This window comes from Bacillus atrophaeus (genome assembly GCF_001584335.1).
Classification (GTDB): Bacteria; Bacillota; Bacilli; order Bacillales; family Bacillaceae; genus Bacillus; species Bacillus atrophaeus.
Window position 1 is genome coordinate 922,650 of record NZ_LSBB01000020.1, and the last position, 24,365, is coordinate 947,014.

The window sequence follows — 24,365 nt, forward strand, 5'->3', positions numbered from 1 at the left end:
AAAGGAGAGTTTATAGTGACGAAAATTTATGACGCAGCAAACTGGTCAAAGCATGAAGATGATTTTACCCAAATGTTCTATAATCAAAATGTAAAGCAGTTCTGGCTTCCGGAAGAGATTGCTTTAAACGGCGATCTCCTCACTTGGAAGTACCTTGGGAAAAACGAACAAGATACTTATATGAAGGTGCTCGCCGGGCTTACTCTTCTTGATACCGAGCAGGGAAATACAGGAATGCCGATCGTGGCCGACCACGTAGAGGGCCATCAGCGCAAAGCGGTGCTGAACTTTATGGCCATGATGGAGAATGCGGTGCACGCAAAATCGTATTCCAATATTTTTATGACACTTGCGCCTACTGAAACCATCAACGAAGTGTTCGAATGGGTTAAACAAAATAAATTTTTGCAGAAAAAAGCTCAAATCATTGTCGGCCTTTATCAAAGCATTAAAAAAGATGATGAGATTTCATTATTCAAAGCCATGGTAGCGTCGGTTTATCTGGAAAGCTTTTTGTTCTACAGCGGGTTCTATTATCCGCTATACTTCTACGGACAAGGAAAGCTGATGCAGAGCGGAGAAATCATCAACCTGATTCTGCGCGATGAAGCCATTCACGGCGTATACATCGGGCTCCTTGCACAAGAAATATACAATAAGCAGCCCGAAGAGAAAAAAGCTGAACTGCGCGAGTTCTCAATTGAACTATTGGAACAGCTTTATGAAAATGAACTTGAATATACAGAGGATCTGTATGACCAAGTCGGGCTGTCACACGATGTGAAGAAGTTTATCCGCTATAACGCGAATAAAGCACTTATGAACCTTGGCTTTGATTCTTACTTTGAAGAAGAAGAAATTAATCCGATCGTCTTAAACGGATTAAACACAAAAACAAAATCACATGACTTCTTCTCGATGAAGGGGAATGGCTATAAGAAAGCTACGGTGGAGCCGATTAAAGACGACGACTTTTATTTTGATGAAAAAGAGCAGATATAATATCTGCTCTTTTCGGCTTGATGATGTGAACAGGAGGAAAACGAAAAATGGAAAAAATGGATGAAGTTATTTTAGTTGCTCCGCGGGATGAAGTGTTTAAGAAAGAAAGCTTAACCTTCCAAGGCGTAAACAGTGAAGACGAACGTATCACTGAAATCATGGCGCAGATTGAAGCGCATTATCGTGAAATGAGAAGGGGAGATGCTGAAGAAGATCCGCTCTTCAAGCAGCCGATTCCTTACGTAGTCATTACACGCGAAGATGAAGTGTTTGTTTATGAACGGCTTGTAGGCGGAGGAGAGACGCGTCTGCACAATAAACTTTCGCTTGGTTTTGGCGGCCATATGAATCACATTGAAGGGGCAGCATCATTTTCGGAAGTGTTAAAACTAAACACTGACCGCGAGCTGGATGAGGAACTTCAAATCAATGGAGAAGATAAACTGAAGATCGTCACACTCGGTTTAATCAATGATGACGAAAACAGTGTCGGTAAAGTGCATATCGGCATCCTTTCAGCGCTTCAATTGAAATCAGGAGCACATGTGGAAGTCAAAGAAAAGGAACAAATTGCAGGCAAGTGGATGAGCATTTCTGAGTTAAAACAAGAAAGTGTTTACAGCCGGCTGGAAACGTGGTCGCAGTTTGTCGTGGATATTTTAGAATAGAAAAACCCGGTTCCTCTATTAGAGAGAGGGACCGGGTTTTTTTCTTATTCTTGTACGATAAACGCATCAAAGCCGGCATTTTTTGCTTTAGTGACAAGAGCATCAGCGTTGTTTTGTGAAGAAAAAGCGCCAATTTGCACCTTGTATAGGCTGTCCTTTAAAAGCACGATCGCATTGAAACCTTTAGCCTTTGCGCTGGAAGCGAGCGAATCTGCATTTGCTTTTACTTTAAAGGCTCCGATTTGGACTTTGTATAAACTGTCGCTAGGCTTTTTTTTTAGATTAAAGGCTTGTGCCAACCCATTGGCATGTCCCCTTGCCAGGCTCTGAATAAAACTCGCTGTTTTTAATTTGTTGGCATCTGCCGCTGTGTCAATAAAACCGTTTTCTGTAAGCAATGCAGGCATGGCAGTCTCTCTTAACACAAGGAAATTTGCTGATTTTTTCCCTCTGTCGGCAAAGTCCGCCGCTTTCAAAACCTCTCCATGGATATGTGACTGGTAAGTTGTCGTCGGCGATCCGACTCCCGGATAAACATAGCTCTCAAAGCCAGTCCCGCCTCCGGCATTAATATGAATGGATAAAAAATAATCTGCTCCCCAGCTATTAGCCGCATCCGCCCGGTCATCTAAGCTGACAAATTGGTCGCTTGTCCTGCTCATTCGTAAAGAAACATCCTCATACTCGTTGGTTAAAATCGTGCGTAACGCTAAAGCGATTTGCAAAGTCAGCGCCTTTTCCTGCAAACCATTGCCTGTTGCACCAGGATCAGTCCCCCCATGGCCCGGATCAATAAAAATTTTAACCATTCCCATCACCTCATTACAGCATATGAACAAAACCGATTGGTGCTTGTACTAATGTCTTTACCGAAAAAAATAAGAAAAGCGCCTCCTATTTCCCGGAAAATAAAAAAATATATGGTTTGTCCCCGCTATCGTCATGAATACAATAAGAAATAAAGTATTTCTCGGGAAAGCGCAGGATTCAACATCGTTCCCGAAAAGAACTGTTGTTTTGACAGGCGGATGTCAAAAACAAGCCCCCTCATGATAGGCGCGTGTCACAAACGCTTCATTCATGAATAACATAAAGAGAAAACAGAGAGGTGAAAATGTTGGAGCGCGCTGTAACCTATAAAAATAACGGACAGATCAACATTATTCTTAACGGACAAAAGCAGGTGCTGACAAATGCTGAAGCAGAGGCGGAATATCAGACCGCTGTCCAAAAAAATGAAGCCAAGCACGGCATTCTGAAAGAAATAGAAAAAGAAATGAATACATTGGTCGGCATGGAGGAAATGAAACGGAATATCAAAGAAATTTACGCTTGGATCTTTGTGAACCAAAAACGGGCGGAACAAGGTTTAAAAGCGGGAAAACAAGCATTGCATATGATGTTTAAAGGCAATCCCGGCACAGGAAAAACAACTGTCGCCAGGCTTATCGGCAGACTTTTTTTTGAAATGAATGTCCTGTCAAAAGGTCACCTCATTGAGGCTGAACGAGCGGATCTTGTCGGGGAATACATCGGCCACACGGCACAAAAAACAAGAGATTTAATCAAAAAGTCACTGGGCGGAATTTTATTTATTGATGAAGCCTACTCCTTGGCAAGAGGCGGAGAAAAAGACTTTGGGAAAGAAGCAATAGACACGCTCGTAAAGCATATGGAGGACAAACAGCATGAATTTATTTTAATTCTTGCCGGATATTCAAGAGAAATGGACCATTTTTTATCATTAAACCCCGGGCTTCAATCACGATTTCCTATTAGTATTGATTTTCCGGATTACTCCGTATCTCAGCTGATGGATATTGCGAAACGAATGATCGCAGATAGGGAATATCAATTCAGTCAGGAAGCGGAATGGAAATTAAAAGATTACTTAATGACGGTCAAAAGCACAACAAGCCCCGTCAAATTCAGCAACGGGCGATTTGTGAGAAATGTCATTGAAAAATCAATACGCACCCAAGCTATGAGGCTCTTAATGGGAGATCAATACTTAAAAAGCGACTTGATGACAATAAAAAGCCAGGATCTCACAATAAAAGAAGAGGTGCCGGGCACAGGATAGACCTCTCGCCACAGGGAGGTCTGTTTGTTTGCTCTTTTTTAGCCGCATATGTGTCATATAAAGCCGAAATATCAAGGGATTTGTGGTATACGCCTGATCGGTTTGGTATGATAATACTACTGCCCATTACGTAAAGAAAGGAACATCCATTTGAATGAACAAGAACTGATACAAGAAAAGGCAATATTGGTTGGATGCCAGCTGCCTCATATCTCAGACGAGCATTTTGACAATTCTCTTGCGGAGCTTGCCTCCCTTACGAAAACAGCAGACGGGACGGTATTGACCACTGTGACGCAAAAAAGAAACAGGGCTGACGCAGCCACTTATATAGGAAAGGGGAAAGTGGAAGAACTCAAAGCGTTGTGCGAAGAGCTCTCAGCAGATCTTTTGATTTTTAATGACGAGCTATCGCCAAGCCAGTTAAAATCGCTTGCTACCGCCATTGAAGTGAAAATCATTGACCGCACCCAATTAATATTGGATATTTTCGCAAAAAGGGCCAAAACAAGAGAAGGAAAACTTCAAATAGAATTAGCCCAGCTGCAATACGCGCTTCCAAGACTGAGCGGACAAGGTATTAATCTCTCCAGACAAGGTGGAGGCATCGGGGCAAGAGGGCCGGGTGAAACAAAGCTGGAAACAGACCGCCGTCATATTAGAAATCGCATTCACGAAATAAACACCCAATTGACTGCGGTTACCCGACACAGAAGCCGATACCGGGATAGAAGAAAGAAAAACGGAGTCCTTCAGCTTGCTTTGGTCGGATATACCAACGCCGGAAAATCCACTTGGTTCAATCGTCTGACCAGCGCTGACAGCTATGAAGAGGATCTTTTGTTTGCGACGCTTGATCCAATGACGAGAAAAATGGTGCTGCCGAGCGGCTACAGTGTGCTGCTGTCGGATACGGTAGGGTTTATACAAGACCTGCCGACGACATTAATTGCGGCATTCAGATCGACGCTTGAGGAAGTGAAGGAAGCAGATGTCATTCTGCATGTCATTGATTCCTCAAACGAGGATTACACAGGCCATGAAAAAACCGTTATTCGGCTATTGGAGGAGCTCAAAGCAGACGATATTCCGATTCTGACAGCTTACAACAAACGAGACCAAAAACTGCCCGACTTCATCCCGTCAACCGGAAAACATCATATTATGCTCAGTGCCAGAATCGAAGATGATGCTGCGAGATTTAAAGAAAACATAGAAAAATATTTGCGGGAAGAGCTTTTAACGCCGTATACGGCTAGAGTTCCGGCGGATGAAGGAAAGCTGATTGCCAGAATTAAATCAGAAACAATGGTTGAACGCATTCATTTTAATGAAGAAAATGAATGGTATGACATCTCAGGATATGTACAAGCCCAACAAAATATATCAGGCGAACTGAAGAAGTACATGTAAGAAAGGAATACAGAAAATGTTTGAAACACTAACGCACGGCGAATTATTAAAAAAGACCGCTCAAGAAGTAGAAGCAGAGATTTCTGACGTTCATAAAAGAATTGAGGAGATCAGTGAGCGCAATGAATGGAGAGTGCTTCAAAGCTATAGAAAACATAAAGTGAGTGATACCCACTTTACGCCGTCTACCGGCTATGGCTACGATGACATGGGAAGAGACACGCTGGAAAACATATACGCAGATGTTTTCGGCGGAGAAGCGGGGTTGGTAAGACCGCAGATCATCTCAGGCACCCATGCCATTTCAATTGCGTTATTCGGAGTGCTGAGACCCGGAGATGAATTGCTTTATATCACAGGCAAGCCTTATGACACGCTTGAAGAAATCGTCGGAGTCAGAGGGGGAGAAAATTCCGGCTCACTGAAGGATTTTCATATAGGATACAATGCAGTTGATCTGACCGAGGAGGGAAAAGTCGACTACGCAGGCGTAGCCGCAGCAATTAATGAAAATACGAAAGTGATTGGCATTCAGCGTTCAAAAGGCTATGCGAACCGGCCGTCTTTCCTCATTAAAGAGATTCAGGAAATGATCGGCTTTGTCAAAGAGATAAACGAAAATCTCATTGTGTTTGTGGACAACTGCTACGGCGAATTTGCAGAGGAGCTTGAACCTTGCCATGTGGGAGCCGATCTTATGGCAGGCTCGCTTATCAAAAATCCAGGCGGCGGACTTGCCAAGACCGGAGGATACCTTGTCGGTAAAGCCAAATGGATAGAAGCCTGTTCGTACCGGATGACATCTCCGGGCATCGGCAGGGAAGCGGGCGCATCACTTTATTCACTGCAGGAAATGTATCAGGGCTTTTTTCTTGCTCCGCATGTTGTCTCTCAAAGCTTAAAAGGCGCCGTATTTACCGCCCGTTTTCTTGAAAAGCTCGGTTTTACATCTAATCCGCGCTGGGATGCGGGAAGAACGGACCTGATTCAATCCGTTGAATTTTCGGATCGGGATAAAATGATTGCTTTTTGTCAGGCGATCCAATACGCGTCACCTATCAATGCCCACGTCACCCCGTACCCGAGCTATATGCCGGGGTACGAAGATGATGTCATCATGGCTGCTGGCACTTTTGTGCAAGGAGCGAGTATTGAATTATCAGCTGATGGACCCATCAGGCCGCCATATGTCGCATACGTTCAGGGAGGATTAACCTACTCCCACGTGAAAAACGCCATATGCAGCGCGGTGAATGCATTGATGGAAAAGCAATTAATTTAAATAGTTTAAAATTTTCAATGAATTCGATGTTAAGAATCCTTACATCGTGTTGACACATTATATTACATGACCTATAATAAAACTAAGTTAAGAAAAGGAGGAAATTGAGATGAGTGATAACATTCGCCGCTCAATGCCTTTATTTCCAATAGGAATTGTCATGCAGTTAACAGAGTTATCTGCACGCCAAATTCGATATTATGAGGAAAATGGACTGATATTTCCGGCACGAAGCGAAGGGAATAGACGATTATTTTCTTTCCATGATGTAGATAAACTGTTAGAGATTAAGCACCTGATTGAACAAGGTGTGAATATGGCAGGGATCAAACAAATTCTGGCAAAGGCATCGGCTGAACCAGAAGAGAAGCAAGATGAGAAAACGAAAAAATCGATGAAGCACGATCTGTCTGACGACGAGTTGAGAAAGCTTCTGAAAAATGAGCTCTTACAGGCAGGGCGTTTCCAGCGGGGGAATACATTCCGTCAGGGTGACATGTCCCGATTCTTTCATTAATCCGTTAGCAACTGTTTTGCTATATACATTTACCTTTTAGAGGAGGAGTTTTACGAAATGGCAAAGTACACAAGAGAAGATATCGTAAAATTAGTAAATGAGGAAAACGTTAAGTATATCCGTCTTCAATTTACAGACATTCTTGGAACAATCAAAAACGTTGAAATTCCTGTGAGCCAGCTTGAAAAAGCACTGGATAATAAATGCATGTTTGACGGTTCTTCAATTGAAGGTTTTGTTCGTATCGAAGAATCTGACATGTATTTGTATCCTGATCTAAATACATTTGTTATCTTCCCATGGACAGCTGAAAAAGGTAAAGTAGCACGTTTCATCTGTGACATTTACAATCCGGATGGAACGCCATTCGACGGTGATCCTCGAAACAATTTAAAACGGATTTTGAAAGAAATGCAAGATCTTGGATTCAGTGATTTCAATCTCGGACCAGAGCCTGAATTTTTCTTATTTAAATTAGATGAAAAAGGCGAACCTACTTTAGAATTAAACGATAAAGGCGGATACTTCGACTTGGCGCCGACAGACCTTGGCGAAAACTGCCGCCGCGATATCGTTCTTGAACTTGAAGAAATGGGCTTTGAAATCGAAGCATCCCACCACGAAGTTGCTCCGGGGCAGCACGAAATTGATTTCAAATATGCTGGAGCGATCCGTTCTTGCGACGACATTCAGACTTTTAAACTAGTTGTAAAAACAATCGCCCGTAAGCACGGTCTGCATGCGACATTCATGCCGAAACCATTGTTCGGCGTAAACGGTTCTGGTATGCACTGCAATCTATCACTCTTCAAAGATGGCGTTAACTCATTCTATGATAAAAATGCTGACCTTGAATTGAGCGAAACAGCGAAACACTTTATTGCAGGAATTGTGAAGCACGCAACAAGTTTCACTGCGGTCACAAACCCGACAGTAAACTCTTACAAACGTCTTGTGCCTGGTTATGAAGCCCCTTGCTACGTTGCATGGAGCGCACAAAACAGAAGCCCGTTAATCCGCATCCCGGCTTCCCGCGGTATCAGCACACGTGTTGAAGTGCGAAGCGTTGATCCGGCTGCGAATCCATACCTTGCACTAAGCGTATTGCTTGCTGCAGGTCTTGACGGAATCAAAAACAAACTTGAAGCACCGGAGCCGATTGACCGCAACATCTATGTCATGAGTAAAGAAGAACGCCTGGAAAACGGAATCGTAGACCTTCCGGCAACTCTTGCAGAAGCTCTAGACGAATTCAAATCAAACGAAGTCATGGTAAAAGCTCTCGGAGAGCATTTATTCGAACACTTCATCGAAGCAAAAGAAATCGAGTGGGATATGTTCCGCACGCAAGTCCACCCTTGGGAGCGCGAACAGTATATGTCTCAGTATTAATCTTTCAATCCCTTGGCACTATTGGTGTCAGGGGATTTTTGTATTTGTTTGATATTCTAATAATTTTGTATAAATCTTGTATCACCCACAAAACACCCACAAAAAATCAATAAAAAATCACTTCATAACTGTGGAGATTTAATCCTCGAAATAAGACAAATAAAAATTATCAAAATATATGGAAGAAGTGTCTTTTCCTTATCAAGATGTATTCGGATACGGAAACAAAGGTGCTGATGAATGAAGCCAAACGAGAGGAACATTCTGAGCCTGGATAGCAGCTAGCCTGAGGCGTCCGTATCGGGAGAATTGTAATGTCTTGTTTCATTGATCGGTCTTACTATACTTGGCTTCCTCTGTAAAATTACAAACGACATCCCATGTTTTTTCATACCAAGGTCTGTTCGCTAGCTCCTCCTGTTCTTTTGCTATCCTTCTTTGTTCGGCCTGCTGATCTTTAAATGCGATATAATCAGTCGATTGTTTTCTTACATCCTCAGTCATATTGTGGACTTCACTGTCTCTATAAGCCTTGGCATTATAGTAGATGGGAGCAGCGCTTTTGCCTCTTGATGTTGCACTTATCAACGCCTGATAATCTGCTTGAATCATTTGCTCGTTTGCTTCTGATAGGGTGTATTCTGCCGTTAGATTCTCATCGACTTCACTTATTTTCTCGACTGCATTTTTGCGTTTTTCCTCAGCATTGGATAACTGATCTTTAAAATCTTCTGTTGAAAAAACATCTAAAGGAAGGACGTCATGTATATCATTTAAGATATCTTTGATCGCCTTTTTCTGTTCAGACATAATGGAATTTGATTTGGAATTAGCATTAGCCAACTCATGGTCTAGGAAGGATTCTTCTATGTAGGCATCTGATAAGCTGGCGTCTTCCAAGATATCAGGAATACTCGTTAAAAAAGATATTTTCATCTCAATTAGATCAATCCACTGGTCAGCGATGCCGGCCTGATCTTCATAAAATGATTTGATGTTATTGGCGCCTTTTCCGGAAAACTCACTGTCATCTAAATCAGCTACGGCTTTAAATGCCTTCTTAAGATTGACCATCTGATTTCTTAATTCTTTGTATTCTTTTGCACGGTTATCAGCCTCGGAGAGCAAGGTTTTAGCTTCAAATACTTTCATGATCATACCCTTTCTTGAAAACTTCCTTCAACAAGATATTACCATGGGAAAATAAAGAAATAGAATGCGGAGTGATTTAAAAGCGAAAAATAATCAATTTGATCTGTGCTATTTTTACTATCCTTAATTGAGATAGACATGCTGTATAAAGGTTTCGACGGAATTGGTTTTCTCCTGAAAGATATGCATCTAATATTAATAACACAAAAAAAGTGACGATATAAATGATGTGAAATATTTAGGAGGGCTAATTTTGAAAAAAAATATTATCTTGTTTTTATTAATTTTTGGTTTTTCACTGATAGCGGGTTATATACCGGTACATGCTGAACAAACATCAACTGAAGCAAACAAAGAATGGACACTGCAAGCAAGTTTGCCTCAAGATCGAACCTCTGCTGCCACTGCTGTAGTGGATGGAAAAATATATGTATTAGGTGGTACCTATAAAGGAAAAACTACGGACACAAATTATATGTATGATCCAAATAATAATACATGGATACAAAAAAAGAGTATGCCTATAGCCGTATCTTCGACTTCAGTAGCTGTAGTTGGGAAGAAAATATATGTTATTGGCGGTGTTTCTTGGGATCCAGCTTTTTCTTATAGAAAAACTGTTTTAATATATGACACCCAAAATGATTCTTGGGATAAAGGATCAGAAATACCTGTTGAAAAAAAAATAGTATTTTCCACTGCTTCTGTAGTAGATAAAAAAATCTATGTAATGGGTGGAAGTTATGAAAGTTTATCTACGAATTATTGCTACGATACAGAGACTGACAAGTGGACAAAGAAAAAAAATATACCAGTACCTTCAGCAGGAGCAACATCACAAACAATAGATGGGAAAATCTATTTAATAGGTGGTGGTGACACAAGTATTGTATCAAACCCTAAAATAAACAATACTATCTATGAATATGACCCTAATGAAGATACATGGTTAAAGAAACAGGAATTAATTACCGGTGCTCAATACCAAACATCGACTGTCTTGAATGGGAAAATTTTTATTATGGGTGGCCAAACTGCAGATGACAGACCAAGTTCAAAAGTCCAGGTGTATAACCCTAAGGATAACTCAATATCGGATTTTAAAGCTTTCAAATATGCTAGATTAGCGGCTGGAGCAGCTACGGTAGGAAACAATCTGTACATTATTGGTGGGCAATCAAACACGGGAACCATTTCTGATCAGCAGTATGGATTATATCATTTTGTTGAGATGTATTCTGTGGAACAAAACTCTGAAGATTCATCTGGAGGCGGTGAAACCCCAACTACACCAGAAGAACCAACAGAAGAACAGAACGGCAACAGAGCAATTTTAGTCGTAACAATGTCAACTGGTCTTGAAAAAGAGTTCGATTTATCAATGGAAGAGGTTAATGATTTCATTAATTGGTATGATCAAAAAGCGGCAGGTACAGGTCCAGATAGGTATGAAATTGACAAGCATGATAACAATATTGGACCATTTAAAAACAGAAAAGATCACGTTATTTTTAAGAATATACTTACTTTTGAAGTGAATGAGTACACTAAATAAAAATCAAAATCAATAATTTAAGACCTCGCTTTAAAAAGGAAGGATACCCAAACCATTCTTGAACTAATTAATAGTAGCCACCATAAAAACGAAAGGGCAGGATTAGAAAAATAATCTTGCCCATTTGAATAATTATTAGTTGAAAATGTGATAAAACATTTAAATTTCAAGCTTTCAATTGTATTTAACACCCACAAACATAATATGATTGATGATTATTTCCCGAGTGTATTGTTTTATCCTGCGTATACATCGCCTAAAATCCTCGATATCTTATAGAGAGTCTCTTATTTTATTTATATTTCAACCATTTCCTTTATATGTATATCTTTAGATTGCAATAAAAATCTAAAACTGAACAGATGTGGGCCCCACAAAGACACCCACAAAACACCCACAAATATAATATATTTGATGATTTCTTATTCGAAGAGAAATAACAAAACCTTTTTAATTCAACGTTTATCATGCTCTATGACATTGAAATATTGCCTAGGTTATAATCCGCACGCAAGTTCACCCTTGGGAGCGCGAACAGTATATGTCTCAGTATTATTCTTTCAATCCCTTGGCACTATTGGTGTCAGGGGATTTTTGTATTTTGGTCAGAAAATTATGAGAGCAATATTTTTAGTCTTTGATCAAAATATGACCAAAAAAATTTGAAGTTACGAATCTAACTCCACAATTGGGGCCACGTATTTCTCTTAATCCTTTATTCGTTTTTGATCTAGCTTCTTACTAATATGTGAATAAACATTGGCCGTTACCATCATGCTTTTATGACCTAAGTGTTATTGGATGTACTTTCATATCAGCGCCTGACTCTAAAAAGTAAAACTGCATATGTCAGCTCGTTTTAAAATACGATTAAACGCATTAAAAGAGTAGACTTAGGCAAAAATTTTCTGTCACTCTGTAAAATATACTAAATTGAACTCATGCTTATAATCATCCTGTAACATTTGTTTATTCTCAAATTGCCACTTCTTATGTTTTTGTAAAGCTGCAGAAAGGGAAGCACCGGTTGATATTCTTCTTTTGGATTCATACGTTTTAGTTTCTCCGAAGAGTTCACTAGCTGTTTTTGCAGAGAAATCTAGGGTGTTTTTAATGTCTATGTAATTCTCCTTTAAATTGATATTTGTCCATTGAGAGCAGCAGCTTCACCTTTACACATACCTGTCTCTACGAGCTTTCTTAAAAAGATGTAATAAATATAGTTATACTTAACAACAAAATTAGAAGAAAAATTGTTGTTACAAGTAATAAAGTATGATAGTTTTAATTTTATGAAAAATGTTATCTATTTACTTTTAATCTGTCTAATATTTGTTATGAGTGGGTGTTCAGCATCTGAAACCTCTGCTGTTAAAGGCTCTGAAAAATCTGCATTCAAAACTAATAACTATCACCCATTAATGATTGCACACAGAGGGGCCTCAGAGTTAGAACCGGAACATACGTTATTATCTTATAAGCGAGCAATAAAAGACGAGGCTGATTTTATTGAAATTGATTTGAGACAAACTAATGACGGCGAATTAGTCGCTATACATGATAAGGATGTTGAAAGAACAACAAACGGAAAAGGAAAAGTGCAGGAACTGACTTTGTCTCAGTTAAAAAAACTCAATGCTGGTAAAGATCAAAAAATAATGACAATCGAAGAGATTATAAAAGAATTTGGCCTCTCGACCAATTATTACATTGAAACCAGAGAAGATAATAACGGCAATTTAGTCATGGAACAGAAACTTATTGATATACTGAATAAGTATAAACTAATCGCAAATATAAAGTTGTTTTACAGTCTTTTAGCGAAAAGAGTTTAAAGAAGTTACATTCAATCAATAAAGATATTCCTCTTATGCGTTTACTTGGTGATGAAGAAGTGGAAAGTTTAACTAGCGATACCCTAAAAAATATCAAAAAATATGCTTTTGCAGTAGGACCTAACGCTAAATTAGTTGATGAATCAGTTATAAAGAAAGTCCATGCTGCAAATCTAAAAATACACGTGTTCTTTGATGCACAAAATGAAAAAACACAAACAAAGAAAATGCTTCGGTTTAGGGTTGACGGTTTATTTACCAATAATCCAGCATATACAAAGAAGCTGTTGGACTCGTCTAAATAGACGGGTCTTTTATTTTGCCTCTAAGGAGGTGATTAAGAGATGAGGGACGAGTGTGTTTATTGACTTTGAAACGTTAGACTTGGCAAAAGTTTATTTATTTGGAGGTGTGAAGTACTTTGACTTGCTTTTAATCCTCAGCATCTTGGATGTCATCACAGGAGTTAGCAAAGCATGGAAGCTGCAAAAGGTCGCGCAGCCGCAACATGTTGTTCGGATACGTCCGTAAATCCTCATCTTTCTTGTCGTTATCGTAGCAAACGTAGTCGATACAATTATCAATCTGAACGGCGTTCTGACTTTTGGAACCGTTCTTTTTTATATCGCTAACGAAGGACTGTCCATCACGGAGAATTTGGCACAGATTGGCGTTAAAATTCCGGCCGTCATCACAGACCGGCTGCACGTTATCGAAAGTGATAACGATCAGAAAACAGAAAAAGAGGAACAAGCTGCTGAATAACACAGCGGCTTTTTTTAAATCTTAAAACAGAACAGGAGAGATTTTTCATGACAATTGAAGTGAGAAAAAATTTAGTTTCAGAAAACAAATACAAACTGAAATGTCCAAATGCAATGAGCGCTGAATACATTACAATCCACAATACGGCCAATGATGCGCCAGCTAAAAATGAAATCAGTTTCATGAAGAATAATACAAGTTCGACAAGCTTCCATTTTGCAGTTGATGACAAAGAAGTGATTCAAGGGTTACCGTTAAATCGCAAACGCATGGCACACAGGAGACGGCACAAACGGCACAGGGAACCGTAGGTGTGGAAATCTGCTATAGTAAGTCAGGAGGTGCTAAATACAAGGCGGCGGAGGCTTTAACAATTAAGTTTGTGGCGCAACTGCTTAAAGAGCGAGACTGGGGCGTTGATCGAGTCCGCAAGCATCAAGATTGGAATGACAAGTATTGTCCGCACCGAATCTTATCAGAGGGACGAAGGAACAAGGTTAAGGCTGCCATTGAAAAAGAATTAAAGGCATTGGGCGGAAAGATTCCTAGTTCTTCAGGGATTTCGTCAGGTTCAACTTATACAGTCAAAAAAGGGAGATATTCTTTCAGGAATTGCTAAGGCTAAAGGAGTAAACGTGGCAAACCTTCAGAGCTGGAATAACATTAAGGATCCGAATAAAATCAAAGTTGGCCAAAAGTTGAAACTTAAAGGCCCCAGTTCTTCCAGCACTAAATCAAATAGAAAAAAATCAGCCTTCTCTTTGACTTCGGGTGTCTTTAAAGTAACAAGCCGATGACAAAAGGGGATAAAGTAAAGCAAATTCAGAAAGCGCTGGCGGCTCTTTATTTCTATCTGGATAAAAGCGCTAAAACTTTGGAATTGATGGCTATTGCGGAGCAAAGACAGCAAATGCAGTCAAACGGTTCCAGTCAATGTACGGGCCGACGGCTGATGGGGTTTACGGACAGAAAACAAAAGTAAAATTAGAATCGTTACTGGAATAATAAAATGCCCTCTCTTTTTCCAGGGAGAAGGCTTTTCAAAATTGGTTGTAATAAAAAATAAAAAAAAGAAAATGTTAAAATGAAAGGAGATGATTACTGTGAAAAAAATAATTGTAATGGTGATCTTATGTTTTTCGTTAAGTTCTATCACAGTAGAAGCTGTCAAACAAGAACAACACCAGAATACAGAAGTTTCACAGGAACTATTTGGTGTTTTTATGCATGAACTTTTCTTTAAAGATATATTAAACAGTGTCCGGGAATTCTATAAAGATGACTCAATCTCTGTTACCATTAAAGGAGGCGTTGAATTATCGAAAGACAAAGAAGGAAGGTATATAATGAAGTTTATTGTGCTGCCTCATTCAAAGCTTCCAGGGAAAAAGGACAAGAATTCAGGAACCGATACTTTGACTTTTAGAGTAAACCCGTTCCTTTTGGGCTCTGATTCTAAAGATAGAATATCAGCAGTCACATTTCTAAATCTAGAACATAAAGATCCAACAAAACAAAATTGATAAAACAGGGCACTCTACATAGTTTGTCCTCTTTTCGAAAAAAGATTCCAGTCTTCGCAGGATAAACAGCTGACAGCATTTACGGACCGAAAACGAAAGCGAAACTGGAAGCATTATTGAAATAAAAAAGGTCCTCCAACATGGGGGGCACTTTTAACCTTTTAAGATTCGTGATCAAATCTATAACAGTAACAGTCAAAGGATCAAAAATGTACAAGTGAAATCCGGTCTGTATATTACGGCTGCTGATAAGTAAGTGCAGGTTAAAACCAAGTAATCACAAAAATGCCTTCTCATAACGAGAGGGCTTTTTTTTCGTTATGAATTTTCATTGTTTCTTTTTTTCGTTATGAATTTTCATTGTTTCTTTTTTTAGTAATGTATTCATTGATTTTCAGTACAAGGCAAACAGCAATAAACATGATTATAACAAGGAGCAAAAACTTAAGGATTTTCCAAAATAGAAGATGATTCCGGCAGTTAAAGCTATTAGAAAAGTAATGATCACTGTGTTTTTTCTTCATTAATAGGTTTTAAGAAAAGTGTTATCGATAATCCCGATAAGCAAATTAAAAGATAACCAATGAGGGCTGTGTAAATCATTACACTGTTGAGAAGGTATAATGATGAGATATAGGAAATGACCAACAGAGAGACAGCAAGTCCAATTAATAAACAAAGTGTTTTTAATTTAGACAGCCTCAAATGTTTTGACTCTGGCATTTTTTTTAAATACGAAAGGGATGCCTATGTAGAAACCTACAAAAAAGGCGAATATTAAAGACCATATCAATCCTAATATCGAGATGTTGCCTTCTTGAAAAATTCCGTCAAATGACCAACTGCTAAGTATAATGAATCCAAAAATATAAACAAAGGACAATATAATCTTGATCAAGTGATCTTCCTCCTTTAATAATAATATACACTATGAGAAGATTGATTTGGGAAATGGTTTTACAGTTGAGATGGGTATAAGCACAGATTTTGGAATTGATAAAATTAAGACTCAAGCAACACAGTCTAAAACTGCCACTGGGTACTATGCAATAAAAGATGCAGGCATTAAGCTTTATGATATCCGGGTAAGTAACAACTACACTTACCAATATGGGAAAGCTATTTTCAAATAGCAAAATCCACCTAGTGCTTCAGCTTCTGGGTTTGCTGGTTGGTCAGGCGAAATAACTTATAAAAAAACAGTTAATTTAGATCCAGCAGCAAAAGACTCAATATAATTGGAAAAAGACGAAGAGAAAATAACGATATAATACAAGCTGTATACATATAATTTCGTTTGGAAGGAGATTGATATGATAATTAAAATGACTCAATTTAATAAGAAGGATTTTAATAAACCAAACGAATGTTTCATTGTGTCGGGAAGAATTATCCCAACATTTGAAAACAATGTGTGGAAATATACAGAGGAGGTATTTTCTAAACCTTATATCAAGAAATATGAAGATGATGAAATTGATAACAGTTATATTCAAGAAGAGGGGAAAGTTGTATTTTTTTATTACGTTGAAAACAACTGCGTTGGTCGGATTAAGATTCGTTCTAATTGGAATGGATATGCACTAATTGAAGACATTGCTGTTGCAAAAGATTATAGAAAAAATGGTGTTGGGACAGCATTATTAAATAAAGCTATTGAGTGGGCAAAGGAGAATCACTTTAGTGGTCTTATGCTTGAAACACAAGATATTAATGTTTCAGCTTGTCATTTTTATGCCAAAAATAACTTTGTAATAGGTGCAGTCGATACTATGCTTTATTCAAACTTTTCAACATCAAATGAGTATGCGATTTTTTGGTATTATAAATTTTAATAAATTAAATTCCTTGAGGAACAAGTCTATCTATATATTTAGGGGTAGAGAATAGCCGAGGTTTCTTAAATTTTTAAACGTTTCTGTTTCTCCTGTAGACGTTGCAGAGGAAGAAGCATCATTTTCAGTTGTAGTGGAAGTTTCACTTGATGCCTTTGGTGTAGTAGGCTGTATTGCTGTTGGTTTAGACGTTGTCGCTTTTTTAACTGCAGTGGTTTTCTCTTTCACACATCCATTAAATCCTCTGTCAGTCACATATCCATTCTTACTCCAAATTGAAAGCTTCTCTGTTTTTGCTTCTTGCTCGTCTTTCTTAAATTGATCTATGTATTTCGTATTTGGCTCATATACATATGCTACTCTGGCCAATCCTTCTTTTAGCAATGTTTCCTGAACAGACTTGCCATCGACATAAACGTAAGCTAACAATCTTCCATATTTATCTCGGTGGTCACCTTTATCAAATTCCATTTGCAGTTTGCCGTCGCTAACCAATTCTTTGTTTCGTTTAGATGCATCCTCACCATATGGCTGAACACAAGAGTCTGGCTTTTTAGACTCAGGAGTGTCTACAAGTAAGTAACGAACTGTATCTACGTTCCCGTTGTATTTAACTTTAATTGTGTCTCCATCAACAGCTCTATCTAAAGTAACATCGACCAATTCCTTATCGTCTTTTACCTCGGATTTGTCAGCAGTCTTTTCTTTTTTAGCATCCTTTTGTTCTGTCTGTTTAGCATCCTTAGAAACATGTTGGGTTTATTTAGATTCTGTACTGCTTTTTTCAGTATCATTTGAGCCGCTGACAGCCAATGATAAGCTTAAAGTGAATGCAGCAAAGCCTAATATTACTTTCTTCAATGTAATTTCCCCTTTTTCAGAATGTGAGTTCTCTATCTATATCGGTAGACTATCAATAATTATAATCCTGTATCCAGTCCTTTCAAGTTAATTTTTAAATAAAACCTTATATAAATAAAAGTTTAAAAGTGAGCAAAATGTATTGTTTTAAAAAAAGGTCGGTGGTACTATCTTTTTGGAATGAGGTATTAATTGTCAAAAGAGAAAAAATATTCATCTGTGAGTTTTCATAAGAGGTTGTAAAAATTAACAAGTAAGGGAGAAACCTGTACCAAGACAAGAAAAAGGGTCCTTTAATTTGTTGAAACAACAACTGTATCTTTATTAATGGACCCTCTTTCACCTTCTGTTCAAAGGACAACAAGAAGAGTCCTTTCCATTTAGTTGAACTCTTAGTTTGCTATATAAAATTTTATGAATAGCCAATAATGGATACTCTTTATTTAAGTATAATCTGATTTCGTTCTAGTAAAGTCCATAAATGTTCGGTGATTTCTTCTACAGGATAAGGCATCAATTGCGTTATCCACCACTCTATTACACCAATTATTGCGGAGGACCAAAACTGAATGAGGATCTCCTTGTTCATATTTTGATTTATTCCATTTAATTGCAATTGTTCCCTTAACCCTTCTTTCATGACAGTTAATAATTTATTTCGGAAGGTGGGGACCCCTTTATTTGTTAACAATGTATGGTAGATAAAAGAGTGTTCCTCTAAATATTTAAATATCTGTAGTAAAGTTGTTTTAGAAGGGTAGCTTCCAGAACCTTTGGGCAAGCAATAAATAAGCAATTCCTGTATTTCTCTTTCAATGCATTGTTCTAATAAGTCGAATTTATCTTTGTAATGTAAATAGATCGTTCCTCTATTAACATCTGCTCTTTCCGCAATGGAGTTTATGGTGATATCTTCAAAATCGTTCTCCGCGATTAAACTAATAAGTGCTTCCTCTATAGCTTTTTTAGATTTTTTAATTCTTTTATCCATAATATCCTCCCTAATAGGATCGTTTAATTAAAGAATAGACCCATTACGTTAATTATAATGAACAAAAGTATGAAAAGAAACAGATGTTTATTTTCTTGTTAATGAACAAATACCTTTAATCTGTTCGTTATTAAACAATATCTGTTTAATTAACTATTGAAGCATAGATAGACTGTTGGTAAAATTGAACAAAATAGACAGTTGTTCAACAATCAACAACCATCTATTAATATCATAAAAAAAACTTTAACTATAAAGATTCTATAGAAGGGGAGTTTTACGATGAAAGTATTGGTTTATGGTGCTGGTGTTTTGGGAAGTTATCTTGCCCACTCATTATTACGAGGAGGAAACAATGTTTCCATTTTAGCTAGAGGGAGGCGGTATGAACAATTGAAAGAAGATGGAATTGTTATTCGACATCATTTCCAACGAAAAAATACTGTCGATGCAGTAAATGTAATTGATAAACTACAACCTGAAGAACACTACGATCTCATATTTGTGGTGATGAAATACAATCAATTTTCATCGGTTCTCCCGATTTTAGCTGAAAATATAAGTAACAATATTGTGATTGTTGGGAATAACGCTGATGCTGCAAATATGCAAACATTCCTAAATAAAAATAGCAAAGTTAAAAAAAATATTGCGTTTGGTTTTCAAATTAGTGGGGGGATGAGGGAAGAAAATGGTCGTGTTATTTTTATTCGGGGGGGAGGACAAATGGTAATCGGTAGCTTAGACGGTGGCTTATCATTTAAATCTACATTAGAGAAGGCTTTTAAGGAAGCGAAACATAAACTAAGTTTTAATGAAAATATTGATGGTTGGCTTAAAAGTCACTTCATACCGATTATTGCTATGAACTCAATCCATTATATCAATAACTTTGACTTTAAAAAAATAGCGAAGGATAAGAATGCATTAATGCAGATGATTTCTGTAATGGATGAGGGGTTTATGGTTTTAGAAAAACTGGGATATCGAATTGACCCAGCATTTCAAGTGAATATGGTTCGTAACCATCGAAATTTTGTCTACCACGGTTTGAGAATATTTCACAAACTTTCGATGTTTAAATTTTTTGAGTGCTCCTTTAGCGAGATTAAAGCCTTATATGAAACATTTGATGAATTGAAAAAGGAAGCGAATATATCAACGCCAAATTTGGACGACCTTCAAAAACGATCAACTTCTAAGTATAGAGATGAGGTCAATCGTTAGTAATTCTCATATAAAATGTATATCTACCAAATTACTCATATAAATTCAATATAATATCACGATTGTGAAATAAAACGTATACCCCCGTCCTGTTTTGGATGGGGGATTGGAAGAGTGATATTTTCGACTGAAAAACAACTCAATTTTATGACCCATTTTTACACGTACCTCGGCTGAGGGTGGATAAGGGGGGATAAATTAAATGATGGGAAAAGTAGAGATAAGGGTCTCAACAACAACAAAGGATGAATTTTCGAAATGGACCCTTGTTCATGTCCCTGTACAAAACCATTATGAAAAAAATAAAATAAATTTTAATTTTCTAGATATTTCAACTTGAACACACCTCATAAAACAGTTGTTATTTGTATATGGAAATTTCCAAATAATCCTTTATCAAATTGTTTTTTCCTCTCCTTGAAAAATCCTTCTATCTTTTCTGTTATTAATTTAATAATTACTATACTATTTTTCCGCTTGACTTTTTTACTGTAGCCTTTTAAAGTATGGAATGTTGCTTAGACTATGTTTAACGACTTTGATACTGAAATTAGAGGTGGCTACTTAGATGAAACAAAATGGAAATCCTTGGGCGCTATTGCCGCTAGTTTTATTTGTAGGCCTTTTTGTCGGCTCCGGTGTATTGACTGGAGATTTCTATAAATTGCCAATATTGATTGCGGCAATTATAGCATCGGCTTTTGCGCTTTCATTTAACCAGAAGCAATCGCTCAATCAGAAAATAGAATGGTTTGCTTCCGGTGCGGGACATCCTGATATTATTATTATGGTTATCATTTTTATATTAGCAGGTGCTTTTGCTTCTGCAGCTGAGGCGATGGGAGCGGTACATTCAACCGTCAACCTTGCATTGAGCATTATTCCGCAGCAGTTTATACTGCCAGGGCTTTTTATCATTGCTTGTTTTATTTCTGTTTCGATGGGGACATCAATGGGGACGATTGCAGCAGTTACTCCAATTAGCGCCGGTTTGAGTGGAGAACTTGGCTTGTCCACTGCAATCGCTATTGCAGCTGTTGTCGGGGGAGCTATGTTTGGAGATAATCTTTCTTTTATTTCGGACACCACCATCGCGGCAGTACGGTCACAAAAAACACAAATGATGGATAAATTTAAAACGAATTTTTTGATCGTTTTGCCTGCTGCTATCATAACAGTCATTTTATTATTTTTTATACCGACAGGACATGTAGGACATATCGGAGCTGAATCTTACAGCTGGTTTAAAGTACTTCCTTATGTCGCCGTGTTAGTCTTTGCGTTAATTGGTTTTAATGTGGTGGCTGTCATTTTTGGCGGATTGATCTTAACAGGAATTATAGGGTTTGCAAGCGGCAGCTTGACGCTTGAATCTTATTTTAAAGCAATTACGGATGGAATTGCCGGAATGTCTGATCTTATCATCCTTTCAATGTTAATTGGCGGAATGGTCGGCGTCATGAAACAAAACGGAGGGATTGACTTTTTACTGGGATTCATTTCTAAAAGAATCCATTCGAAAAAAGGTGCTGAAGCCGGTATTGCCGGATTGGTCAGCGTTACGAACTTAGCTACTGCCAATAATACGATTGCTATTATTGCAGCCGGGCCGATTGCCAAAAATATAGCAGATGAATTTAAAATCGACAATAGAAAGTCGGCAAGTATCTTAGATATCTTTTCCTGCGTGATACAAGGCTTAATTCCTTATGGCGCGCAGATGTTATCGGCCGGGAAGTTTGGAAATATTTCACCTGTCAGCATCTTGCCTTACTCTTTCTATCCTGTTTTAATCGGGATCTGCGGCATCATAGCAATTATATTCGGACTACCAAAATTCACAAGAAATACGAAATAAAGATAAAAAAAGGTACCAAACGGTACCTTTTTCTTTTTTTAACCAGAATTCATAAAAACGTATGTAAATGATGAAAAATGATTATAGAGAGTGATGTTTTAATTTTACGGAGTCATCCCTTCGGTTAAAGTTTTTGATCTGTGGAAGATACATCCAAGTTGCTTTTTATATGCCGGAAGATTCGAATGTTGAATTATCTTCGTTTTATTACTATGAAAAGTTAGGTGACGAATACAAAAGACTAGAAGTTATGCCGATAACTGACGAAAATGATTGTCTTGGCTTATCAAAGAAAACACCAACCAGACTATGAAGAAGCAAAAGGTAAAGAAACTACTCATCATGAAGCTACTTTTGTATGATCTGAATAAGGTTGCCGCATGTATCGTCGAAGACAGCTACTGTGACTTCTCCCATTTTTGTCGGTTCCATAGTGAACTTCACGCCTTTTTCCATTAATCGTTTGTACTCTTTTCGAATATCTGTAACGCCAAACATTGTTGCTGGGAAGCCCTCGGCGAATATCTTCTTTTGATACTCCTTGGCGGCAGGATGTTCATTCGGTTCGAGTAAAAGCTCGGTTCCGTCTTGATCCTCTTCAGAAACAAGTGTTATCCACCTAAATTTCCCCATGGGAACGTCCTCTTTTTTTACAAACCCCAGTTTTTCTGTATAAAACTCCAGTGCCTTGTCTTGATCTTGTACGAATATACTGGTAACAATGATTTTCATACTGTTTTTGCCTCCTTTGATATTTATGACCCATGGAACTGTGCTAACAATCTGGCTGCAAGCAAACCAACCCACACAATTGTCAGTAGCCCTGTTCCGATTTTATAAAATTACTCTATCCATCCTTTCAGCAAATTTTTAAGTGGTTCGTTGTTGAACATAAGTACTCGATATTTTCCCTTTCGTTTTGATTTTACGAGCCCTGCATCTTCCAATGCAGAAAGATGTTTAGCTATCGCCTGTCGCGAAATGGAAAGGTCGTGTTTCATAATGAGACGTGCCGTAAGTTCATACAACGTCAGCTCGTTGCGTTCGGATAGTTCGTCTAATATAAGCCTCCGAGTCGAATCGCCAAGGGCTTTGAATATAGCGTCTTTGTTCCAATTCATATAAAGATTATAAGCAACTTTATGGTTGCGTGAAATAGGAACCGTAATATGCTATCTAAATAAATATCCTTTTGCATTTCAATAGAGATACACTTGGAACCAAGAATATGCCATCGATGGCATATTCTTTAGAAAAAACAAGGTTAGCTATACCCAACAGATACGAATAGAGGTTTGTTCTCGCGTTTCGCTTTGTCAAATGCTTCTTTTCCCTAATGGAACCAGTTCACGGGATTGTGAACATACTGAAGTAATACTGGGACTTCTCAGCGATTAATCTATTGGGTTATTGTTAGTCGGCATGGGGTCACCTTCCTTGGGGCTTGCTCAATGTTCAATCTACGTAGACCTAACCCTTTAAGGTTCTCAGGCTCAAGGGAGGTCTATTTTTTATTTATATACGTCAACAGGGCAAGTATAAACGACCCAAATGCAAGTATGAGTATCAATGCTTGAAATGTTGACATTAGCATCCCCTCTTTTCGTAGGGGATGAGCAAGACTCCCTTGAGTGAGCAATCTTAATGTGCAGGAGATATTATATTATACAAAAATGCCCTTGTCGTTATAATTTTCAAAATAATGTTGGTTTGGAATAAAGGTTGATCAAAATGGATTCTTACTCAACAAATCAGCGTTCAGTTTTATAAAAAAAGTTTGATCATTTTCTGCTTCTTGCCTGAAGTTTCAAGATTATTGCCGATTCAATAAAAAAACACCTTCTTTTATATTTTATATATGGAACCAGTGTTTCTTCGTTTTAATTATTATTTCCGCAAAATCTTCTCCATCGCTTTTCCCTTTGCTAACTCATCGATTAGCTTATCCAAATAGCGAATTTCCCGCATAGTTGGTTCTTCGATGTCTTCCACTCGGACACCGCAGACCACACCTTTGATCAAAGCTCGTGAAGGATTCAGTTGGGGGGCTTCCGCAAAGAAGGTCTCAAAGTCTGTCTGTTTTTCCAGTTGCGCTTCTAACTCTTCCTGGCTATATCCTGTCAACCAACGGATGATTTCATCGACTTCTGTTTTCGTACGTCCTTTTTTCTCCACCTTTGTAACATAAAGGGGATAGACCCTTGCGACACTCATTGTATAGATCTGATGTTTGGTCATAATGCATCCTCGCTTGTATGGTTTTCTTTAATATTCACGAAAAATATTGAGTACAAACGAAGTAGCCGTTTGTAAGTGTCAAGATTCCCTCGACATGCTATAGAATAGCCAACATTTCCGCAGGTACCCTAGTTCTAAAAGGCCCCTTTAGTCAATCATATCCAAAGG

At 38.1% G+C, this 24,365-nt stretch carries 19 protein-coding genes and 7 pseudogenes; 17 read left to right on the forward strand and 9 right to left on the reverse strand.

What is annotated here, in order from left to right:
* Positions 1-15: 15 nt before the first annotated feature.
* Both nrdF and AXI57_RS18020 read left to right on the forward strand, forming a co-directional pair.
* Positions 16-1,002, forward strand: a complete 987-nt coding sequence (nrdF, locus tag AXI57_RS18015) for a class 1b ribonucleoside-diphosphate reductase subunit beta (RefSeq protein ID WP_003328811.1) — start codon at positions 16-18, stop codon at positions 1,000-1,002.
* Positions 1,003-1,049: 47 nt separating this feature from the next.
* Positions 1,050-1,670, forward strand: coding sequence for a hypothetical protein (locus AXI57_RS18020; RefSeq protein ID WP_061670828.1), 621 nt, complete (start codon positions 1,050-1,052; stop codon positions 1,668-1,670).
* 44 nt (positions 1,671-1,714) lie between these two features.
* On the opposite strand, the gene AXI57_RS18025 is transcribed toward AXI57_RS18020, so the two are convergent.
* The gene (locus AXI57_RS18025; protein ID WP_003328809.1) at positions 1,715-2,479 is read right to left on the reverse strand and encodes an N-acetylmuramoyl-L-alanine amidase; all 765 of its coding nucleotides are present in this window, start codon (positions 2,477-2,479) and stop codon (positions 1,715-1,717) included.
* Positions 2,480-2,784: 305 nt separating this feature from the next.
* Here AXI57_RS18025 and spoVK point away from each other — a divergent pair, with 305 nt between their 5' ends.
* The 5 genes from spoVK to glnA all read left to right on the forward strand — a co-directional run bounded on the left by spoVK (position 2,785) and on the right by glnA (position 8,357).
* On the forward strand, positions 2,785-3,753 hold the full coding sequence (gene spoVK, locus AXI57_RS18030) for a stage V sporulation protein K (RefSeq protein ID WP_034717966.1): 969 nt from the start codon (positions 2,785-2,787) through the stop codon (positions 3,751-3,753).
* Positions 3,754-3,903: 150 nt separating this feature from the next.
* On the forward strand, positions 3,904-5,166 hold the full coding sequence (gene hflX, locus AXI57_RS18035; protein ID WP_061670829.1) for a GTPase HflX: 1,263 nt from the start codon (positions 3,904-3,906) through the stop codon (positions 5,164-5,166).
* A 16-nt stretch (positions 5,167-5,182) separates the two neighbouring features.
* Positions 5,183-6,448 carry a methionine gamma-lyase family protein gene (locus AXI57_RS18040; RefSeq protein WP_061670830.1) on the forward strand — a complete coding sequence of 422 codons (1,266 nt, stop codon included), beginning with the start codon at positions 5,183-5,185 and terminating at the stop codon, positions 6,446-6,448.
* A 109-nt stretch (positions 6,449-6,557) separates the two neighbouring features.
* The gene (gene glnR, locus AXI57_RS18045; RefSeq protein ID WP_003328804.1) at positions 6,558-6,965 is read left to right on the forward strand and encodes a transcriptional repressor GlnR; all 408 of its coding nucleotides are present in this window, start codon (positions 6,558-6,560) and stop codon (positions 6,963-6,965) included.
* Positions 6,966-7,022: 57 nt separating this feature from the next.
* Complete coding sequence (gene glnA / locus AXI57_RS18050) at positions 7,023-8,357, forward strand: type I glutamate--ammonia ligase (protein ID WP_010788694.1); 1,335 nt, start codon at positions 7,023-7,025, stop codon at positions 8,355-8,357.
* 351 nt (positions 8,358-8,708) lie between these two features.
* On the opposite strand, the pseudogene AXI57_RS18055 reads toward glnA, so the two are convergent.
* Positions 8,709-9,509: pseudogene (locus AXI57_RS18055) on the reverse strand (ribonuclease YeeF family protein); the annotation flags it as partial.
* Between the two features lie 253 nt (positions 9,510-9,762).
* Here AXI57_RS18055 and AXI57_RS18060 point away from each other — a divergent pair.
* From AXI57_RS18060 to satA, 7 genes and pseudogenes are all read left to right on the forward strand, one after another.
* Positions 9,763-11,064: a Kelch repeat-containing protein gene (locus AXI57_RS18060; RefSeq protein WP_141292125.1), complete on the forward strand. Its 1,302-nt coding sequence runs from the start codon at positions 9,763-9,765 to the stop codon at positions 11,062-11,064.
* 1,292 nt (positions 11,065-12,356) lie between these two features.
* Positions 12,357-13,204, forward strand: a pseudogene (locus tag AXI57_RS18065) (glycerophosphodiester phosphodiesterase family protein).
* 58 nt (positions 13,205-13,262) lie between these two features.
* Positions 13,263-13,664, forward strand: a pseudogene (locus AXI57_RS18070) (phage holin family protein).
* Positions 13,665-13,711: 47 nt separating this feature from the next.
* Positions 13,712-14,669, forward strand: a pseudogene (locus AXI57_RS18075) (N-acetylmuramoyl-L-alanine amidase).
* Positions 14,670-14,758: 89 nt separating this feature from the next.
* Positions 14,759-15,187: a hypothetical protein gene (locus AXI57_RS18080; RefSeq protein WP_238380195.1), complete on the forward strand. Its 429-nt coding sequence runs from the start codon at positions 14,759-14,761 to the stop codon at positions 15,185-15,187.
* Between the two features lie 944 nt (positions 15,188-16,131).
* The gene (locus AXI57_RS18090) at positions 16,132-16,320 is read left to right on the forward strand and encodes a hypothetical protein (RefSeq protein ID WP_061670832.1); all 189 of its coding nucleotides are present in this window, start codon (positions 16,132-16,134) and stop codon (positions 16,318-16,320) included.
* 180 nt (positions 16,321-16,500) lie between these two features.
* Positions 16,501-17,022 carry a streptothricin N-acetyltransferase SatA gene (gene satA, locus AXI57_RS18095; RefSeq protein ID WP_061670833.1) on the forward strand — a complete coding sequence of 174 codons (522 nt, stop codon included), beginning with the start codon at positions 16,501-16,503 and terminating at the stop codon, positions 17,020-17,022.
* Between the two features lie 222 nt (positions 17,023-17,244).
* On the opposite strand, the pseudogene AXI57_RS22540 reads toward satA, so the two are convergent.
* Positions 17,245-17,694, reverse strand: a pseudogene (locus AXI57_RS22540) (thermonuclease family protein); the annotation flags it as partial.
* 628 nt (positions 17,695-18,322) lie between these two features.
* Complete coding sequence (locus tag AXI57_RS18105; RefSeq protein ID WP_061670834.1) at positions 18,323-18,874, reverse strand: TetR/AcrR family transcriptional regulator; 552 nt, start codon at positions 18,872-18,874, stop codon at positions 18,323-18,325.
* Positions 18,875-19,156: 282 nt separating this feature from the next.
* Between AXI57_RS18105 and AXI57_RS18110 the strand changes: the two genes are divergently transcribed.
* From AXI57_RS18110 to AXI57_RS21085, 3 genes and pseudogenes are all read left to right on the forward strand, one after another.
* Positions 19,157-20,101 carry a ketopantoate reductase family protein gene (locus AXI57_RS18110; RefSeq protein ID WP_061670835.1) on the forward strand — a complete coding sequence of 315 codons (945 nt, stop codon included), beginning with the start codon at positions 19,157-19,159 and terminating at the stop codon, positions 20,099-20,101.
* 568 nt (positions 20,102-20,669) lie between these two features.
* Entirely contained in the window at positions 20,670-21,959 is a 1,290-nt protein-coding gene (locus tag AXI57_RS18115; protein WP_061670836.1) for a Na+/H+ antiporter NhaC family protein, read from the forward strand.
* A 142-nt stretch (positions 21,960-22,101) separates the two neighbouring features.
* A pseudogene (locus AXI57_RS21085) lies at positions 22,102-22,321 on the forward strand (DUF4467 domain-containing protein); the annotation flags it as partial.
* Here the strand turns inward: AXI57_RS21085 and AXI57_RS18120 are convergent.
* The 5 genes and pseudogenes from AXI57_RS18120 to AXI57_RS18130 form a co-directional block, all read right to left on the reverse strand.
* Positions 22,308-22,691, reverse strand: coding sequence for a VOC family protein (locus AXI57_RS18120; protein WP_003328788.1), 384 nt, complete (start codon positions 22,689-22,691; stop codon positions 22,308-22,310). The pseudogene AXI57_RS21085 and the gene AXI57_RS18120 overlap by 14 nt on opposite strands.
* Before the next feature lie 110 nt (positions 22,692-22,801).
* Positions 22,802-23,080, reverse strand: a complete 279-nt coding sequence (locus AXI57_RS18125; protein WP_061670837.1) for an ArsR/SmtB family transcription factor — start codon at positions 23,078-23,080, stop codon at positions 22,802-22,804.
* Between the two features lie 146 nt (positions 23,081-23,226).
* Positions 23,227-23,383 (reverse strand): annotated as a pseudogene (locus tag AXI57_RS22165) (DUF255 domain-containing protein); the annotation flags it as partial.
* Between the two features lie 80 nt (positions 23,384-23,463).
* Positions 23,464-23,547, reverse strand: coding sequence for a putative holin-like toxin (locus tag AXI57_RS21095; protein WP_219996596.1), 84 nt, complete (start codon positions 23,545-23,547; stop codon positions 23,464-23,466).
* Positions 23,548-23,846: 299 nt separating this feature from the next.
* Positions 23,847-24,197 carry a DUF2200 domain-containing protein gene (locus AXI57_RS18130; RefSeq protein ID WP_061670838.1) on the reverse strand — a complete coding sequence of 117 codons (351 nt, stop codon included), beginning with the start codon at positions 24,195-24,197 and terminating at the stop codon, positions 23,847-23,849.
* Positions 24,198-24,365: the final 168 nt, after the last annotated feature.

Bases quoted from the DNA above. Each gene is read 5' to 3' on its own strand.
- AXI57_RS18020 (WP_061670828.1), top strand. From the start codon at position 1,050: ATGGAAAAAATGGATGAAGTTATTTTAGTTGCTCCGCGGGATGAAGTG.
- AXI57_RS18025 (WP_003328809.1), bottom strand. From the start codon at position 2,479: ATGGTTAAAATTTTTATTGATCCGGGCCATGGGGGGACTGATCCTGGT.
- spoVK (WP_034717966.1), top strand. From the start codon at position 2,785: ATGTTGGAGCGCGCTGTAACCTATAAAAATAACGGACAGATCAACATT.
- AXI57_RS18040 (WP_061670830.1), top strand. From the start codon at position 5,183: ATGTTTGAAACACTAACGCACGGCGAATTATTAAAAAAGACCGCTCAA.
- glnR (WP_003328804.1), top strand. From the start codon at position 6,558: ATGAGTGATAACATTCGCCGCTCAATGCCTTTATTTCCAATAGGAATT.
- glnA (WP_010788694.1), top strand. From the start codon at position 7,023: ATGGCAAAGTACACAAGAGAAGATATCGTAAAATTAGTAAATGAGGAA.
- AXI57_RS18080 (WP_238380195.1), top strand. From the start codon at position 14,759: ATGATTACTGTGAAAAAAATAATTGTAATGGTGATCTTATGTTTTTCG.
- satA (WP_061670833.1), top strand. From the start codon at position 16,501: ATGATAATTAAAATGACTCAATTTAATAAGAAGGATTTTAATAAACCA.
- AXI57_RS18105 (WP_061670834.1), bottom strand. From the start codon at position 18,874: ATGGATAAAAGAATTAAAAAATCTAAAAAAGCTATAGAGGAAGCACTT.
- AXI57_RS18110 (WP_061670835.1), top strand. From the start codon at position 19,157: ATGAAAGTATTGGTTTATGGTGCTGGTGTTTTGGGAAGTTATCTTGCC.
- AXI57_RS18115 (WP_061670836.1), top strand. From the start codon at position 20,670: ATGAAACAAAATGGAAATCCTTGGGCGCTATTGCCGCTAGTTTTATTT.
- AXI57_RS18120 (WP_003328788.1), bottom strand. From the start codon at position 22,691: ATGAAAATCATTGTTACCAGTATATTCGTACAAGATCAAGACAAGGCA.
- AXI57_RS18125 (WP_061670837.1), bottom strand. From the start codon at position 23,080: ATGAATTGGAACAAAGACGCTATATTCAAAGCCCTTGGCGATTCGACT.
- AXI57_RS21095 (WP_219996596.1), bottom strand. From the start codon at position 23,547: ATGTCAACATTTCAAGCATTGATACTCATACTTGCATTTGGGTCGTTT.
- AXI57_RS18130 (WP_061670838.1), bottom strand. From the start codon at position 24,197: ATGACCAAACATCAGATCTATACAATGAGTGTCGCAAGGGTCTATCCC.